Raw genomic sequence first — 16181 nt, forward strand, 5'->3', positions numbered from 1 at the left:
CCCCTTATGTGCGATGTGAGATTAGTTACCCTACTCCAGAGTAACCTGCGGCGAACAGGCGTCGAGCGCCGCTTCCACGCTGTCCACCCTGACCAGGGTGTCGAGCGCTCTCTGCTGGACGAAACCGGTCGAAGCGAGACCGTCGACCCAGTTCAACAAACCATCGAAATGGTGCACCGGATCGAGCAGAACCACAGGTTTGGCGTGCATCCCCAGATACCCCGCCGTCCACGTCTCGAACAACTCTTCCAGGGTGCCGATACCGCCCGGCAACGTGATGAACGCGTCGGCGCGGTCCTCCATGATTCTCTTTCGCTCACGCATGGTGTCGGTGACGATCAACTCGTCGGCGTCGACGTCGGCGACCTCCCGATGCACGAGCGCCTTCGGAATGACCCCGACGGTACGGCCGCCCGCGGCGCGGGCCGACTCGGCGACGGCGCCCATCATCGACACGTTGCCGCCGCCGGACACCAACTGCCAACCACGGCCCGCGACCGCAGTGCCGAGTTCACGGGCCAGCTCGATGAACTGCTCGTCCACCGGCCCGGACGCGCAATAGACACAGACACTCCAACTCACAGAATTTCCCCCGTCGTGTCCACAACGATGCGGACGGCCTCGTCGACACTGTCGGTGCAATGGATCAACTCGAGATCTTTGTGCGATACCTTGCCCTCGGTCACGAGGGTGTTCTTGATCCACTCGATGAGACCGGACCAGTAGTCGGTGCCCAGAAGAACGATGGGAAAACGCGTCACCTTGCCGGTCTGCACCAACGTGAGGGCCTCGAACAACTCGTCCAGCGTGCCGAATCCACCCGGCAGGCAGACGAATGCCTGCGCATACTTCACGAACATCGTCTTGCGGACGAAGAAATATCGGAAGTCGATGCCCAGATCGACCCACTCGTTGAGCCCTTGCTCGAACGGCAACTCGATGCCGAGGCCGATGGAATATCCGCCCGCATCGCACGCGCCGCGATTGGCGCCCTCCATGACGCCTGGACCGCCACCGGTGATGACCGCGAAGCCCGCCTCTGCAAGCGCCGCCCCCAGGTTGCGTGCCCGCTCGTACTCCACGTGATCCCGCGGCGTGCGGGCCGAACCGAACACGGTAACTGCCTTGGGTACCTCGGCCAGGGCGCCGAAACCTTCGACGAACTCACTCTGGATACGCATGACACGCCACGGATCGCTGTGGATCCAGTTTCCCGTGCCACGCCGATCGAGCAGCCGCTGATCCGAAGTCGAAGTCTCGGTATTGCGTCCTCGGCGCAGAACCACCGGGCCTTTTCGCCGCTCGGAGTTGCTCAGCGCGTCTGCGTTCTGCTGGTCCATGCGGACAGGCTATCCGGCGGTGAGATAGCCCCGAAGGACGCGGGTGACGTCGGTGATCTGCGCCGTCGGCACCCGCTCGTCCCGCTTATGGGCGAGGTTCGGATCACCGGGGCCATAGTTCACCGCAGGAATTCCGAGCGCCGAGAAACGGGAGACATCGGTCCATCCGTACTTGGCGCGGACATCGCCGCCTGCGGCGTCGATCAGCGCTGCTGCTGCAGGGGCATGAAGTCCCGGTAGCGCCCCGGCCGATGCGTCGGTGATTTCGAAGCCCAGATCGAGACCGTCGACGACCTCGCGCACATGGTCGAGAGCCTGCTCGACGCTCCGATCCGGCGCGAAACGGAAGTTGACGTCCAGCTCGGCTACATCGGGGACAACATTGCCTGCGACGCCACCTGCGATCCGCACTGCCTGGAGCCCCTCGCGATAGACGCAGCCGTCGATATCGACGTCCCTGGCCTGATAGCTCGCAAGGCGGTTCAGCACAGCACCGAACTTGTGAATAGCGTTATCGCCCAACCACGACCGCGCACTGTGCGCCCGCGTACCGCCTGCCGTCAACCGCACTCGCAAGGTGCCCTGACACCCAGCCTCGATGAATCCCCCGGTGGGCTCCCCTAGAATCGCGACGTCCGCCTGCAACCATTGCGGCAGCTCACGTTCGATCCGACCGAGCCCATTCTTCGTCGCTTCGATCTCCTCGCAGTCGTAGAACACCAACGTCATATCGTGCGCCGGCTCGGCGATAGTCGCGGCCAGATGCAGAAACACCGCATCTCCCGACTTCATGTCGACGGTGCCGCATCCGTGGATGACATCACCCTCGGCGCTCTCGCGTTCGCGACGACTCGGCACGTTGTCGGCGATCGGAACGGTATCGAGGTGCCCGGCCAGGATCACCCGACTGCGCAACCCTCGATTCGTGCGAGCCAGGACGGCGTTGCCGTTGCGGACGATCTCGAATCCCGTGGTCTGCTCGCGTAGCGCGGCCTCGACGGCATCGGCGATGACGGACTCATCCTGCGACACGCTCGGAATATCGACCAACGCCGCAGTCAGATCGATCGGGTCGGCTTGCAGATCCAGCGGGGGGTACGAGGTCACCCGAACAGAGTAATGGTCATTCCGCTGGCTCCACTCCTGACCTGATTGGTCATTCCGCTGGCTCCACTCCTGCCAGTGCCCCGTATCCTCGATATCTGTGAGCGCACAGGGAGCATCTGCAATCGGAATTGCCAACATCACCACCGACGGAGTCGTCCTCGACACCTGGTTCCCGAGCCCGGAGCTCGGGGAGTTCGACGAGGCCGGCACCACGCGCCTCGAGGGCAGCGACATTCCCGACGAGTTTGCGGACCTGGTCGGCCCCGACGCCGCCCGCGGTGTCGAGGTCGTCGCGGTACGCACCACGATCGCCTCCGTGGAGGACAAGCCGCTCGACGCCCACGACGTCTACCTGCGCCTGCACCTTCTCTCGCACCGCCTGGTTGCGCCGCATGGAGTCAATCTGGACGGCCAGTTCGGCTTCCTCGCCAACGTCGTGTGGACCAACTTCGGATCGGCCGCGGTGGACGGGTTCGAAACAGTACGCGCACGTCTGCGGGCCCGCGGACAGGTGACCGTCTACAGCATCGACAAGTTCCCCAGGATGGTCGACTACGTCGCCCCATCGGGTGTGCGTGTCGCCGACGCCGACCGTGTCCGCCTCGGCGCGCATCTCGCGAGCGGCACCACCGTCATGCATGAGGGCTTCGTCAACTTCAACGCCGGCACTCTCGGGAACTCGATGGTCGAAGGTCGCATCTCGGCAGGCGTCGTCGTCGGCGACGGCTCCGATGTGGGCGGGGGTGCATCGATCATGGGCACGCTCTCCGGCGGCGGCAAGAACGTCATCTCGGTCGGCAAGAGTTGCCTGCTCGGCGCCAACTCGGGCCTCGGCATCTCGCTCGGAGACGACTGCGTCCTCGAGGCCGGCCTCTACATCACCGCGGGCACCAAGGTCACCGGACCCGACGGAACCGTCGTCAAAGCTGCCACGCTCAGCGGCAAGAGCAATCTGCTGTTCCGTCGCAACTCCGTATCGGGCACCGTCGAGGTAGTGCCGTGGAAGGGAACCGGCGTCGAACTCAACGCCGCATTGCACGCGAACGACTGACCCGGCCGTTCGGTCAGCCGATCTTCTTCAGGGACTCCAGAGTCTGCGTCACCGCACGCGCCGCCTCGGCACCCTTCTTCTGAAGATGATTGGCGAAGAACTCGTTGTGATCGGCGTGCTCATGGAAGTGGTGCGGGGTGAGCACGACCGAGAACACCGGCACATCGGTGTCCAGTTGCACGCGCATCAACCCGTCGATGACGGCGGCCTCGACGAACTCGTGGCGGTAGATGCCACCGTCTACGACGAGCGCCGCCGCGACGATCGCCGAGTACCGGCCGGTCCGCGCGAGTCGTTGCGCGTGCAACGGGATTTCGAATGCGCCCGGCACCTCGTACGTGTCCACATCGGAGCCGAACTCGGACACGAAACCCTGCCGCGCACGGTCGACCAACTCGCTGTGCCAGGTCGCCTGGATGAAGGCCACAGTTCCGAGCATCTCGTTCGTCATGCCCTGATGCTAGTCGCCGAGAAGATCGAGAGTTCTTTCGTCCGGACGTCCGCCGAAGTATTTCTTCAACACCGATCCGAAGACCGCACTCTGCGGATCGGCTTCGGCGAACAGAGTCATCGACGAGTGCAACTTCAGGTCGTCGGGATACCCGAATATCTCGCCCACTTTCCTGCCTTCGATCTTTGCCACCAGAGACGACGCTTGCAGCAATCGTGGTCCCAGAACCTCGTGCGATAGATACAGTTTCGCCTCGCCGAGGTCGGTAATCGCGAAGTGCTGCGCGGTTGGACTGAGACCGAGACCGGCGAGCTGAGGGAACACGAACCACATCCAGTGTGTCTGCTTGCGTCCGGCCTTCAACTCGCCGCGGACTGAGGACCACACGGGGTCTTGTGCGTCGATGAACCTCTGCAGGTCGTATTCACTCATTCCGCCATTGTCCTGGTGTATCGATTACCCCTCGACACCGATGGCCTCGCGATCCACAGGCATGGCAAGCGTCGTGAGATCTCCGTCATCGGCGGATCTGATCACGACAGGCATATGCGCAGCGCTGATGTCGATCATCACTTCCGGCCCGACCGCGGAGGCAAGCGCCGGGTAGAGCGTGGTCATCGAGAAAGTCAGCTCCACATCCGGACCGGTGACGGTCGCGGCGAGTTCGACTCCTGCACGTTCGGACACCGCGGCTACCGTCACCCGGCCCGCCTCGACTGCGACAGTACAGAACTCGTACTGATGATCCTCCAGCGCTCGGATCAGCGAGTTGCGTGAGGTGACCACCCGGGTGACGACGGGCGGCAACCCGTCGAGCATGGCACGGTAGTCGGGAAACGAGTCGGCAAGGACACGGCAGCGCTGCGCCGCCTCGCTCTGCGGGACGAAGGTCACCCCCGCCTCGCCGACGGACAGTTGCAGCCGGTGATGTCGCCGAACCATCGGAAGAATCGTGCGGAGGTCATCCCCGTCGACGACGGCATCCCGTGTCGATCGAGCATCAGCTTCGATCGACAGTGTTCGCGTCGACAACCGGAAGCGGTCGGTCGCGGTCAATGTGATGGTTGCGGTAGATAGTTCGAGATTGACCCCAGCGAGGATCGGGTGGTCGCGGTGGTGCGCGGTCGCGGTCAGTATCTGGTCCACCGCTGTGGCGAAAACGGGTCCGTTGATGGTGACCATGGTGTGGCCTTTCTCGGGGTGGAGGGATGCATCCAGTTCGGCGGCGGTGCTTCGAGCCCGCTGAGCATCGGCTTTCAGGTTGTCGACGTGTTGGTCGATAGCCGTTCGGTCACCGGCCAAGACCGCTGCGATCTTGTCGAGGGACATGCCGATTTCTCGAAGACGCCGGATGGTCACGGCCCGCTCGATCTGGTCCTTCGAGTAGTAGCGGTAGCCGGAGGATCGGTCCGTACTCTCCGGCACCAATATCGACCCGTCCGAATAGAACCGCAGTGCGCCGGGTGTCAGACCTGTTGCTCGCGCGAATGCACCGATCGTCATCAATTCTGGCGTGGCACGCTGTGTTGCAATCACCTCTTCATCATCGAGGTTCGTGTGGCCCGAAGGTCAAGTGCGCGCTCATAGTTCGGGTGGGTCGAAGTAGTGGTTGCCGTGTGGGTCGGTGGTGTGGATGACGTCATAGGGCAGTTTTTCGGTGCTCCAGAGTTTGCTGGTCTTGAGATTGTGGTGGGTGCGGCAGTAGGGAGCGAGGTTGGCGGCGATGGTCCAGCCGCCGCGGTGGGGGTTGTGATGGTCGAATTCGACGATGTGGTCGAGGTCGCAGCGGCTCGAGGCGATGGTGCAGCCGGGGTGGCGGCAGGTGGGGTATTGGGCGCGGATGTACGTCGCGAGTGCTGTGCCGGGGGTGTAGGTGAGGGCTCCGGGTGGAGGTGTCGGATGACCGCCGTGGCCGTCGGGGTGTTCGGCGTGATCGTGGTGTGGGTCGCCTGCGACGACGGCGCGGTAGTAGTCGGCGAGGCCTGCGGCGGTGGTGGCGGGCGCAGGCGCCCGTGGCGGGTTCGGTGGCGGGTCGGGTAGGTGTCCGGCTGAGAGGGGGCGGGTGCGCCCGAGGATCAGGTCGGGGGTGGTGCTGGCAGGTTCGGGTTCTGCGAGGTCGGCGAGTAGGTCGGTGTCGTAGAGGAACCCGTTGTTGCCGGTGTCGGGGGTGTCGGGTTTCGGGTCGTCGGGGTTCGGGTCGTCGGGGTTCGGGTCGTCTTTGTTGTCGGTGGTGGTGAGGGTTGCTCGGCGTCGGTCGTCAGTGGTTTGTGTGCGGGTGGGTGTGCTCATGCGGGTGGGCAAGTGTGCGGTGTGGCGGTCGTGTTCGGCGGCTGCTGCGGCGAGGAGGTCCGCGAACGGGTCGGGGGTGTGGTGGGGGTCGGTGTGTGGGCGTGGTGGGGTGCCGCAAGTACAGGTGCATTGCGGTGTGTGAACGGTCGATCCTGACGGTGGCGGGTCGGGGTCGGTGAGATCGGTGAGGGTGTCGAGGTATCGGCGGCTGGTGGTGAAGATGATTTGCCAGGTGGCGTCTCGGGCGAGGGTGCGCAGGGTGGTGGGGTCGAGGGGTCCGTAACCGTGGAGGTAGGCGTTGCGGTTGTGCAGGCCGAGGATTGTTTCGAGGTCGGCGGTGATGTGGATGAGGGGGCGGCTGGCGGTGACGGTGGCTCCATGGGGGTAACGGGTGGAGTCCGGTACCGAGGAAGTGGGCTGCGGCGGTAGTGCTCGCCCGCATGGGCAGTGCCCCGGCGCAGACCCGGACCCGGACTCACCACCGGAACCACTGCCTTCGTCTGGGCCACTGCCTTCGTCTGGGCCACTGCCTCCGCCTGGGTCGTTGCCGTCTCCGGCCGGGTTGCTGGGTGTGTCGTCGCTGCTCTGCTCGCCGGTGTTCTCGTCTGTGTCTGTGTCTGTGTCTGTGTAGGGGTGTTGGGCCTCGCAGTGAGGGTGTGTGCAGAGGCAGGTGAGGTGTCCGCCGCGGAGGAGAGCGGTGAAGGCGTCGGCGCGTCGGGTGTCGAGTGGGCGGGGGTCGAGGCCGCAGACGCGGGTGCATTCGGTGTCGAGGAGGGCGGTGAGTTCGGCGGCGTCGCGGGCGCCGAGGACCGCTGACATGCGGGCCATTCCTCGTGGGAGGTGACTGACGCGCACTTTTTTGGTGGTGGAGGCGGCGCGTCGGCGGGCGCGTGTGTCGAACTCGGGGTCGAGGGCGGTGATCATGGCGTCGATTTCTTTGCCGAGCCGGGTGGGGGTGAAGTGGCGTGTGGCGGTGATGATGTCGGGTTCGAGGGCGGCGATGACGGTGGCGGGGGCACCAAGGGTGTGGTCTCGGATAGTGCGTAGAACCTCGAGGCTGATGGTGCCGGCGGTGAACATCTCGCGGTAGACGGGTCTGCTTCCCCACCAGATGTTCAGGTGTGTTTCCACGGTGCCGGCGGGACGGGTGGTAGCGGCTGCGATCTCGGCGATGGCGGAGGTGTGGGTGATGCGTTCGACGTCGAGGCGGGTGGGGATGGTGCTGGGGTCGATGTCGTTGATGCGGGTGTCGTAGAAGTGCGCGGCGGCGGTGATGGATGCGGCGAGGGCGGCGTTGGCGGCGCGGTGGGCGGCGACGGTGTCGGTGAGCAGCCCCGCAATAGGGTCGGGTTCGAAGTCGAGGTCGCGGAGTAGATCGTTGTCGATGCTCACTGGATGGTTCACCTCCGATCTCGACATATGTTCGAACGTTTGTTCGATTACCGAGAACAGTAGAGCACTCCACCGACAGAAACCTGACACCGGTTCAGACTGCGCACAGCCGAGAAGTCCGTTACCAGGTCAGTGTTCGGAGACGACAAATCCCATTCAGGCCGGATGGATGCGCCGCAATCCGAACCATCTGCGGTCAGACGCCAGTTCAGACGTACTGTGGCCAGTTCAATTCCTGTGGAATGGCACCCACCGAACCAGCCGGTACATTCGAGGCATGAGCATCGACTCCCCCGCCCGTCCGCGGCGGCGAACCGGCCGCCTCATCGCGGGCGTTCTTGCGGTGGTGGTCGTGATCGTCGGCGCGGTCCTGTGGATCGCTCCGAGTCGATACTTCCCCTGGGACACCGCCGCATTCCCCGAGGTGGACACCTCGACCTTGACCGCAGAGCAAGCAACGGTCGTCGATCTGCTGAGGCTCGAACACGAGCGGCAGCGGCCGGGAACCTTCTATTCCGAGGGCGTCGAACAAGCGTGGTGTGCCAATTTCGTCAGCTGGATCATGCGCGAGGCCGGCCAGCCGCTGAGCAATCCGAACTCCGGAAGCTGGCGCATCCCCGGCGTGTACACGCTCACCGAGTATTACCAGCAACAAGAGAGATTCGAACCGACCGGCTACGAACCGAGCGTCGGAGACGTTGTTCTGTACGACAACAGCAGCTGGACCGGCCAACACACCAATATCATCGTTGCGGTCGACGGTGACACCGCTACGACAGTGGGCGGCAACGAGTTCGGCAAGATCCGCGTACACACCGTGGACGTCCAGTCCGATTCCGCGATAGTCGGTTTCGGGACCTTGGCCTGATTTCAGCCCAGCTGCTTCTTCTGCACCTTGCCCATGGCGTTGCGAGGTAGGGAGTCCACCACGCGTACTTCTCGCGGCCGCTTGTGCATCGACAGTTCCGAGGCCACCAGGTCGATCAGCACTCGCTCCTCGACACCGGACCCGACGACGAAGGCAACTATTCGCTGACCGAGGTCCTCATCCGGTAGGCCGACCACAGCGACCTCGTCGACACTGGGATGCGCCAGCAGCACTGCCTCGATCTCGCCCGCGCCGACCCGATATCCACCGGTCTTGATGAGATCGGTCGATGCCCGTCCGACGATGCGGTGAAAGCCGTCGGGCTCGATCAGGGCGACATCTCCGGTGTCGAACCAACCGTCCTCGGTGAAGGACTTCGACGTCGCCTCTGGGTTGTTGAGGTACCCGTCGAACAACATGGGTCCCCTGACCTGAAGTGCACCGATCGTTTCCCCGTCGTGCGGCAGGATCTCCCCCGACTCGCCACACAACCGCGTTTCGACGCCTGCCACCGGCGTTCCGACCGAGCCTGGCCGTCGTTCACCGTCGGCGCGGGTACTGATCGTGATGAGAGTTTCGCTCATGCCGTAGCGCTCGATCGGCGCCTGCCCGGTGAGTTCGCGAAGCCTGTCGAACACAGCAACCGGCAGCGGAGCACTGCCGGAGACAAGCAGACGCGCATGTGAGAGTGCTCGCGCCGAGTCCTCGTCGGCAGCAATGCGCGACCACACCGTCGGAACCCCGAAGTACAGCGTTCCTGCCGCAGCGGCATACCGTTCGGGCGTGGGTTTGCCGGTGTGAACCACTGGGCTCCCCACCCGAAGTGGCCCCAGGATGCCGAGGATCAACCCGTGAACGTGGAAGAGCGGAAGGCCGTGCACCAACGTGTCTTTCGACGTCCACTGCCAGGCCTCCGCAAGCGCGTCGAGACCGGCCGCAATTGCCTGCCGTGAGAGCAGCACGCCCTTCGGCGGACCGGTGGTACCCGAGGTGTACAGCACGAACGCGATGGACGACGGATGCGGATCGGGGTAACTGTGCCACGACCGCGCGTGCTGGCGGACGGGTAGCACCTGCAGACCCGCGGTGTTCTCCGGGGCGTCACCCAGCCAGGCTTGCGCGCCCGAATCACGCAGGATGTGCTCAACCTCGGCCACACCGGCATCCGGTGGCACAGGAACCACCGTCACACCCGCGATGAGGCATCCGACGACGGCGAGGACAGTCTTGACCGACGGGGTCGCCAGCACAGCGAGCCGCTCAGCCTGCGAGATCCGCTCGGCAACCGATGTCGCGGCGCCGAGAATATCGCCGCGCGAGAGGGAAATATCCCCGATTGTCACGGCGTCGGGGATGTCGTGTCCGCGGGCGACGGCGAGTGGATTCAAGGAACGAAGCAGCACATGGTTACCGTACAGACATGGATGCCGACGGAATCGACACCGGCGACTACGCCGAGTACATGACGGTGGCGGCCGGGGATCTTCAGCCTGGTGTCTATCTGATCGGGACGGATGCCGAGCACGATGACGACATCGAAGAAGAACTCGAGCGCAATCTGGACACCGCTGGCATCGACGAGGACGAGGACGACGCCGCACACGTCTCCGACGGTGCACCGCGGCTCGTGTACTCGGTGCAGTCCGATGACTTCTGGACGCGAGTGGAGCTTGCCGACCTACGTGCGTCACAGCTGTACGAGGAAGCCCATGCCCGCAATCCCTCGGAGAACGCCGAACCGAAACGCTTCACGACGGTCGAAGCTTTCGGCAGCACCGAGCTCGTCTACATCCTGCGTATCAGGCGTGGGGGCTGGGACATCGGCTAGTGCCCACACCTGACGCCAGTGCCGACATCTCACGCTAGATCGACGACGCGACCGTCCCGACGCCGAGTGCGGCGAGAATTCCCGCGCTGATGCGGTCCAGCCAATCGGTCACCTTGGGCCGTCGCAGGAGTGCGACGGCCCGCGACGCGACCACGGCGAACACACCCATGACCAATGCCGCCACGACCACTTCGACGATGCCCAGTGTCATAGCGCCGGCGAACGTCACGACGGTCAGAAATTGCGGCACCACGGCCAGGTAGAACAACCCGACCTTCGGATTGAGCGCACACGAGAGAACTCCGGCACCGAATGCCGAGCGGGCCGAGGCCGCCACCGGAGTGATCGAATCACCGTCGACCTTCTTCTTGCGCCGGGTCCTGAGTGCACGCACACCCAGGTACAGCAGGTAGAGCCCGCCGAGGATCTTGATGACGCGGTAGGCGGTGGCGGATTGCTCGACGATCGCAGCCAAGCCGACCGCGACCAGCGCCGCCCAGAACAGACCACCGATGGCGACCCCCATCGCCGCCGCCAACCCGGGACGGAGTCCTCCGATGCTGTAGCGAAGCACGAGAAACGAATCTGGGCCCGGCAGGATTGCCAGCAGGAAGCACACGCCGGCGAAACTGAGCAGCAGGCCAAGAGACATGCGGGAATGGAACCACCCGGGCCGAGCCACCGCAAACTGTATATTTCGACGAGGCCGCCTACCTCGAAGACGAATTCTCCGACTGTGCTGCCAACGCAAGACAGAAGACGAATGCACCGATAGCGGCAAAGGCCCAGCCCGGCGGATCACTCATGCCGAGTATCCGAAGTCCAACTGCGATTATGAGGAGCACCAAGATTTGAATGGCGAACGCTGTCCCATATCTGAGCAGCAGAGATCTCACATTCCGAGCAGAGAACTTTTGCACTAAGGCGCCAAACGCTCCGCTGCGGCGTGGATGCGTTCGTCTGTGGCGGTCAACGCGATGCGGACGTGCTGCGACCCGGATGGGCCGTAGAACTCGCCTGGGGCGGTCAGGATGCCGCGCTCGGCGAACCAGTCGACGGTGGTGCGGCACTGTTCGCCGCGGGTGACCCAGAGGTACAGCCCGGCCTCGGAGTGCTCGACGGTGAATCCGGCTCTCTCGATGGCAGCCTTCAACTCGATTCTTCGCGCGCGGTAACGCTCGCGCTGCATCTTCTCGTGCTCGTCGTCGTTCAGCGCGGCGGTCATCGCCGCCTGCACCGGCAGGGGCACGATCATCCCTGCGTGTTTGCGTACCTCGAGGAGGTCTTTCACGAGTGACGGGTCCCCGGTGACAAAGCCCGCTCGGTAGCTCGCCAGGTTCGAGGTCTTCGACAGCGAGTGCACTGCGAGCAGATTCGTATGGTCTCCGTCGCAGACGCGAGGGTCGAGGATCGAGACGGCTTCGGCGTCCCAGGTCAGTCCGAGGTAGCACTCGTCGGAAACGACGACGGCGTCCCGTTCACGTGCCCATGCAACGACCTTGCGCAGGTGCTCGATCGGAAGCACCTTGCCGCTGGGGTTGGACGGCGAGTTGACGAACACCAGCGCTGCGTTTTCCGGGCCGAGCCGGTTGAGACCGTCAGCCCGGGTGATGCGTGCACCCGCGAGCAGTGCACCGACCTCGTAGGTCGGGTAGGCCAGTTCGGGGATGACGACGAGATCGCCTGCGCCGAGTCCGAGGAGAGTCGGCAGCCAGGCGATCATCTCCTTGGTCCCGATGGCGGGGAGGACCGCGTCGGTACCGATGCCCGTGACACCGTAGCGACGCCCGAGCGCGTCGACGGCGGCCGTGCGCAACTCGACGGTACCGATGGTGGTCGGGTACCCGGGTTCGGCGGAGACGGACGCCAGTGCGTCGCGGATGATGTCGGCAACCGGGTCGACGGGTGTGCCGACCGAGAGATTCACGATGCCGTCAGGGTGCGCCTGGGCTGTGTTCTTGGCGGCCGTGAGCGAGTCCCACGGAAAATCGGGCAGAGAGGCCGCGACCGAAATTCTGGCCACTCTCAGATCTCACCCATCAGGACTCGCCCATGGGAGGCAGTGCCTTGATGAACGGCGGATCGTAATCGACCTTGCCGAGCTTGCCGGCTCCACCGGGTGAACCGAGATCGTCGAAGAAGTCGACGTTGGCGCTGACATATCCGTTCCACTGGTCCGGAACATCGTCCTCGTAGAAGATTGCCTCGACGGGGCAGACCGGCTCACACGCGCCACAGTCGACACACTCGTCCGGGTGGATGTACAGCATTCGACCACCCTCGTAGATGCAGTCCACCGGGCATTCTTCGATGCACGCCTTGTCCAGTACATCCACGCACGGTTCTGCAATCGTGTAGGTCACTGCTGCCCTCTGCCTTTCGCATAGTCGATGCCGTAGTCCCGCTGGCCTTCGAGCGCCCTGAGCATCTTAGTATCGCGACGAAGATTTCAGGCAACCAGTGCAGGGTGTCCTCACTTGCTGAGGCGCGCTGTCGGAATGGTCTCGTGGTCCGCCACCCATCGGCGTCCCTGCTCCGCAGCCCGAGACAGTGCGCCGCGTTCGCCGAAGTAGCTGGCGACTCCACCGACCAGCGGGATCGCCGAGATCATGCGGAACACTGTCCTGCTGTGCGGCCGCTTGGCCAGTTCACTCGACACATCCCTGAGCACTGAAGCAACGTCCCACATCGCTCGCAGTAATGCGAACGGACCCCAACTGCGCTCGGGCTGCGGCTCTTCCTCGGCCTCGGGTGTATCCGGGGCCGATGGGTCGATCTCACGTTCGCACAGCACCGAGGCCAACAGTTGCACATGCGCCGACCGATCGGTGACACCGGCCTCTCGCGCGACTGCGACCAGCACCATGGCCTGGTTGGCAAAGCCGAGGAGGTCCTGCAGCGGCAACCGGTTCATCAGTACTCCGAACACGCCGGGGAATGCGACAGCGACAGTGTTGAGCGCGCCGATACGTGCGACCCACCAGTCGGAGCGGGCGTCGGAGTCGAGCTTCTCCCACGCCTCGGTACCCGGAAAGTCCGTGGCGTTCAATGCCGAAGCGAGCGCCCCGAGCACTTTGTCGACGACGGAATCGTCAGCGGTCGCAGTTCTGTGAGTGCGTGCTTTCAGGCCCAGGGGGTCGCGGGCGGCGAGGACGTCCAGCACGGGGTCGATGATGGCGACGGCCCGATAGAGGGCAGAGGCGACGGTGCGATCGTCCATTGCCATCAGAGAAGTCCCACTGCGGGGACGCGGTCCACGAGACCGTAGGTGGTGGTGCGTTCGCGGGCCGGCCGGCCGATGCCTGCCGCGATGTCGTGCAATTCGGCCACGGTCTTCTCCGAACCGTTCTGACTGCCTGCCATGCGTGAAATCGTCTCCTCCATCAGGGTTCCACCGAGGTCGTTCGCTCCCCCGTTCAACATCACCTGTGTACCCGTGGTGCCCAATTTGACCCATGACGTCTGGATGCTGTCGATCCGGCCGTGCAGCATGATCCTGGCCAGCGCGTGGACGGCGCGGTTGTCGCGATTGGTCGGGCCGGGGCGCGAGGCACCGGCGAGATACAGCGGCGAGCTCTGGTGCACGAACGGCAGAGGCACGAACTCGGTGAACCCACCGGTCTTGTCCTGGATTCGTTTGAGCACGTTCAGGTGACCGACCCAGTGGGACGGGTTGTCGACGTGGCCGTACATCATCGTCGACGACGAGCGCAGTCCCACCTCGTGCGCCGTGGTGACCACTTCGATCCATTCGGCTGCGGGTAGCTTGCCCTTGGTCAACACCCAGCGCACCTCGTCGTCGAGGATCTCTGCCGCGGTTCCCGGAATGGTGTCGAGGCCCGCGACCCGCAGTTCGGTCAGCCAATCGCGGATGGACTGCCCGCCCCGCGATGCCCCGTTGACGATCTCCATCGGACTGAAGGCGTGCACGTGCATCGACGGCACACGCTCCTTCACCGCCCGCACCAGATCGGCGTAGCCGGTGACGGGCAACTCGGGGTCGATTCCGCCCTGCATGCACACCTCGGTCGCGCCCGCGGCGTGCGCTTCCCAGGCGCGGTCGGCAACCTCGGCGGTAGAGAGGGTGAAAGCGTCGGCGTCGCCTTTGCGCTGCGCGAACGCACAGAAGCGGCAGCCCGTGTAGCAGATGTTGGTGAAGTTGATGTTCCGGTTCACCACGTAGGTGACGGTGTCTCCGTTGACCTGCTTGCGCAGGTCGTCGGCCAGCGCAGCCACCGCGTCCATACCGGGCCCCTCGGCTGTCGCCAGCGCGAGATATTGCTCGTCGGACAGTCCCGCAGGATCTTTCTCGGCAGCTGTCAGCGCTGCTACCAGATCGCGGTCGACGCGCTCGAGGCCGGCAAGATCGCGGACCTGTTCACGAATGGACTCCCAGTCGCCGAAGGCATTGGCCAAGTCCGAACGGGTCTCGGTGTTTCGGCCGTCGGTGTCGATCTCGGTGTTCAGATCGACGCGGCCAGAGGACACCCATTCCTCGTCGGGTTCCTGCCAGGGCAGTCCCGTCGGTGTCACCTCGGCGCGCGCCATCCCCGTCTCCGGATCCGTCAACGCTCGCACGTGCGCTGCGATGCGCGGATCGATCCACGGCGACCCGGCGAGCACGTACTGAGGTTGCGCCGCTGTCCGTTCGACGAGGGTGTAGCCCGCTGCCGAGCTGAGCTCGGCGAGGGTGTCGAGGTTGGGCCACGGGCGCTCCGGATTGACATGGTCGGGGGTCAGCGGAGAGACACCACCCCAATCGTCGACGCCGGCTCCGAGCAGGGCCGCGGTCTCCGCCGCTTCCACGAGGTTCGGCGGCGCCTGAATCCGCATCGCCGGTCCGAGCAGGAGACGGGTCACGGCGATGGTGGCGAGAAATTCTTCCAGTCCCGCGTCAGGTGTGCCACGCATCGCAGTGTCGCTCTTGGCCAGAAAATTCTGCACGATGATTTCCTGCACATGCCCGAAAGCTTTGTGTGCCTTCCGGATAGCCATGATCGACTCGGCGCGGTCGCGGATAGTCTCTCCGATGCCGACGAGAATGCCCGTCGTGAACGGGATGCTGAGCCGTCCGGCGTCGGTCAGCGTCCGCAGCCGGACCTCGGGGTCTTTGTCCGGGCTGCCGTAGTGGGCCTGCCCTTTTTCTTCGAACAGACGCCGCGAGGTCGTCTCGAGCATCATGCCCATCGACGGTGCGACGGGCTTGAGCCTGGACAGCTCCTGCCACGACATCACCCCCGGGTTCAGGTGCGGCAGCAGACCCGTCTCCTCGAGCACCTTGATCGCCATCGCGCGCACGTAATCGAGCGTGGAGTCGTACCCGCGCGAATCAAGCCACTCCTTCGCCTCCGGCCAGCGATCCTCGGGCCTGTCACCGAGAGTGAACAGTGCTTCTTTGCAACCGAGTTCGGCGCCCTTGCGGGCCACCTCGACGATTTCGTCGGGGTCCATGAACAGGCCGTGGCCCCCAGAATCGACGCCAGCGCGAATCTTGCCGGGCACCGTGACGAACGTGCAGTAGTGGCACTTGTCCCGGCACAAGCGTGTGATCGGGATGAACACCTTGCGCGAATAGCTGACGGTCTTGTCCCGACCCGCCTCCAGCAGACCCGCATCACGAACCCGCGACGCCGACGCCATCAGATCCATCAGATCCTCGCCCCTGGCGTGCAGCAGCACGGTGGCCTCGTCGACGTTGAGAGCGACACCTTCACGGGCGCGGCGCAGAACGCGACGCATGGCGGACGGGGCGGGAGCTTTCTCTTCATCGCGTGCAGTTACAGATGCGGGATCGGGCAGCATGGTCACCAGTCGATCATGCTCCTCCGACACTCGGGCGTGCCACCGGAGGGGGT

16 protein-coding genes are annotated in these 16181 nt (G+C 64.5%); 3 read left to right on the forward strand and 13 right to left on the reverse strand.

All coding sequences use genetic code 11. The annotated features are described in order from the left end of the window. Positions 1 to 30: 30 nt before the first annotated feature. Genes KVY23_RS12570 through dapE form a run of 3 tightly spaced genes read right to left on the reverse strand, consistent with a single transcriptional unit; the run spans position 31 to position 2447 of the window. Positions 31 to 582 carry a TIGR00730 family Rossman fold protein gene (locus tag KVY23_RS12570; RefSeq protein WP_206509454.1) on the reverse strand — a complete coding sequence of 184 codons (552 nt, stop codon included), beginning with the start codon at positions 580 to 582 and terminating at the stop codon, positions 31 to 33. Next, positions 579 to 1340 (reverse strand): TIGR00730 family Rossman fold protein, encoded by a 762-nt coding sequence (locus tag KVY23_RS12575; RefSeq protein ID WP_230556645.1) that lies wholly within the window; start codon positions 1338 to 1340, stop codon positions 579 to 581. Before KVY23_RS12575 ends, KVY23_RS12570 begins: the two co-directional genes overlap by 4 nt. A 9-nt stretch (positions 1341 to 1349) precedes the next feature. After that, positions 1350 to 2447 carry a succinyl-diaminopimelate desuccinylase gene (gene dapE / locus KVY23_RS12580; protein ID WP_230556646.1) on the reverse strand — a complete coding sequence of 366 codons (1098 nt, stop codon included), beginning with the start codon at positions 2445 to 2447 and terminating at the stop codon, positions 1350 to 1352. 97 nt (positions 2448 to 2544) lie between these two features. On the opposite strand from dapE, the gene dapD reads away from it, so the two are divergent. Further along, positions 2545 to 3498, forward strand: coding sequence for a 2,3,4,5-tetrahydropyridine-2,6-dicarboxylate N-succinyltransferase (gene dapD / locus KVY23_RS12585; protein ID WP_230556647.1), 954 nt, complete (start codon positions 2545 to 2547; stop codon positions 3496 to 3498). A 13-nt stretch (positions 3499 to 3511) separates the two neighbouring features. Here dapD and KVY23_RS12590 read toward each other — a convergent pair whose 3' ends face one another. Genes KVY23_RS12590 through KVY23_RS12605 form a run of 4 tightly spaced genes read right to left on the reverse strand, consistent with a single transcriptional unit; the run spans position 3512 to position 7630 of the window. Then, positions 3512 to 3949, reverse strand: coding sequence for a 6,7-dimethyl-8-ribityllumazine synthase (locus KVY23_RS12590; RefSeq protein WP_230556648.1), 438 nt, complete (start codon positions 3947 to 3949; stop codon positions 3512 to 3514). 9 nt (positions 3950 to 3958) lie between these two features. Then, positions 3959 to 4381 (reverse strand): DUF1810 domain-containing protein, encoded by a 423-nt coding sequence (locus tag KVY23_RS12595; protein ID WP_230556649.1) that lies wholly within the window; start codon positions 4379 to 4381, stop codon positions 3959 to 3961. A gap of 24 nt (positions 4382 to 4405) precedes the next feature. After that, positions 4406 to 5485, reverse strand: coding sequence for a MerR family transcriptional regulator (locus KVY23_RS12600; protein WP_230556650.1), 1080 nt, complete (start codon positions 5483 to 5485; stop codon positions 4406 to 4408). Positions 5486 to 5530: 45 nt separating this feature from the next. Then, positions 5531 to 7630 carry an HNH endonuclease signature motif containing protein gene (locus KVY23_RS12605; protein WP_230556651.1) on the reverse strand — a complete coding sequence of 700 codons (2100 nt, stop codon included), beginning with the start codon at positions 7628 to 7630 and terminating at the stop codon, positions 5531 to 5533. Between the two features lie 277 nt (positions 7631 to 7907). Between KVY23_RS12605 and KVY23_RS12610 the strand changes: the two genes are divergently transcribed. Then, complete coding sequence (locus KVY23_RS12610) at positions 7908 to 8498, forward strand: CHAP domain-containing protein (protein WP_230556652.1); 591 nt, start codon at positions 7908 to 7910, stop codon at positions 8496 to 8498. Positions 8499 to 8500: 2 nt separating this feature from the next. Here KVY23_RS12610 and KVY23_RS12615 read toward each other — a convergent pair whose 3' ends face one another. Then, a complete protein-coding gene (locus KVY23_RS12615) occupies positions 8501 to 9901 on the reverse strand; it encodes an acyl-CoA synthetase (protein ID WP_187346815.1) in 1401 nt (466 codons plus the stop codon). A 17-nt stretch (positions 9902 to 9918) separates the two neighbouring features. Here KVY23_RS12615 and KVY23_RS12620 point away from each other — a divergent pair, with 17 nt between their 5' ends. Next, positions 9919 to 10326 (forward strand): hypothetical protein, encoded by a 408-nt coding sequence (locus KVY23_RS12620; protein WP_230556653.1) that lies wholly within the window; start codon positions 9919 to 9921, stop codon positions 10324 to 10326. Positions 10327 to 10360: 34 nt separating this feature from the next. Here KVY23_RS12620 and KVY23_RS12625 read toward each other — a convergent pair whose 3' ends face one another. The 5 genes from KVY23_RS12625 to KVY23_RS12645 form a co-directional block, all read right to left on the reverse strand. Next, positions 10361 to 10978 carry a LysE family translocator gene (locus tag KVY23_RS12625; protein ID WP_230556654.1) on the reverse strand — a complete coding sequence of 206 codons (618 nt, stop codon included), beginning with the start codon at positions 10976 to 10978 and terminating at the stop codon, positions 10361 to 10363. 267 nt (positions 10979 to 11245) lie between these two features. Further along, positions 11246 to 12349, reverse strand: coding sequence for a succinyldiaminopimelate transaminase (gene dapC, locus KVY23_RS12630; protein ID WP_230556655.1), 1104 nt, complete (start codon positions 12347 to 12349; stop codon positions 11246 to 11248). Positions 12350 to 12365: 16 nt separating this feature from the next. Then, positions 12366 to 12689 carry a ferredoxin gene (gene fdxA, locus KVY23_RS12635; protein WP_075840339.1) on the reverse strand — a complete coding sequence of 108 codons (324 nt, stop codon included), beginning with the start codon at positions 12687 to 12689 and terminating at the stop codon, positions 12366 to 12368. A 110-nt stretch (positions 12690 to 12799) separates the two neighbouring features. Continuing rightward, the gene (locus tag KVY23_RS12640; RefSeq protein WP_230556656.1) at positions 12800 to 13546 is read right to left on the reverse strand and encodes a hypothetical protein; all 747 of its coding nucleotides are present in this window, start codon (positions 13544 to 13546) and stop codon (positions 12800 to 12802) included. A gap of 5 nt (positions 13547 to 13551) precedes the next feature. After that, on the reverse strand, positions 13552 to 16128 hold the full coding sequence (locus KVY23_RS12645; RefSeq protein WP_230556797.1) for a bifunctional FO biosynthesis protein CofGH: 2577 nt from the start codon (positions 16126 to 16128) through the stop codon (positions 13552 to 13554). Positions 16129 to 16181: the final 53 nt, after the last annotated feature.

Source organism: Rhodococcus sp. I2R, from assembly GCF_020889545.1.
GTDB lineage: Bacteria > Actinomycetota > Actinomycetes > Mycobacteriales > Mycobacteriaceae > Rhodococcoides.

Bases quoted from the DNA above. Each gene is read 5' to 3' on its own strand.
- KVY23_RS12575 (WP_230556645.1), bottom strand. From the start codon at position 1,340: ATGGACCAGCAGAACGCAGACGCGCTGAGCAACTCCGAGCGGCGAAAA.
- KVY23_RS12590 (WP_230556648.1), bottom strand. From the start codon at position 3,949: ATGACGAACGAGATGCTCGGAACTGTGGCCTTCATCCAGGCGACCTGG.
- KVY23_RS12595 (WP_230556649.1), bottom strand. From the start codon at position 4,381: ATGAGTGAATACGACCTGCAGAGGTTCATCGACGCACAAGACCCCGTG.
- KVY23_RS12610 (WP_230556652.1), top strand. From the start codon at position 7,908: ATGAGCATCGACTCCCCCGCCCGTCCGCGGCGGCGAACCGGCCGCCTC.
- KVY23_RS12620 (WP_230556653.1), top strand. From the start codon at position 9,919: ATGGATGCCGACGGAATCGACACCGGCGACTACGCCGAGTACATGACG.
- KVY23_RS12625 (WP_230556654.1), bottom strand. From the start codon at position 10,978: ATGTCTCTTGGCCTGCTGCTCAGTTTCGCCGGCGTGTGCTTCCTGCTG.
- KVY23_RS12640 (WP_230556656.1), bottom strand. From the start codon at position 13,546: ATGGACGATCGCACCGTCGCCTCTGCCCTCTATCGGGCCGTCGCCATC.
- KVY23_RS12645 (WP_230556797.1), bottom strand. From the start codon at position 16,128: ATGCTGCCCGATCCCGCATCTGTAACTGCACGCGATGAAGAGAAAGCT.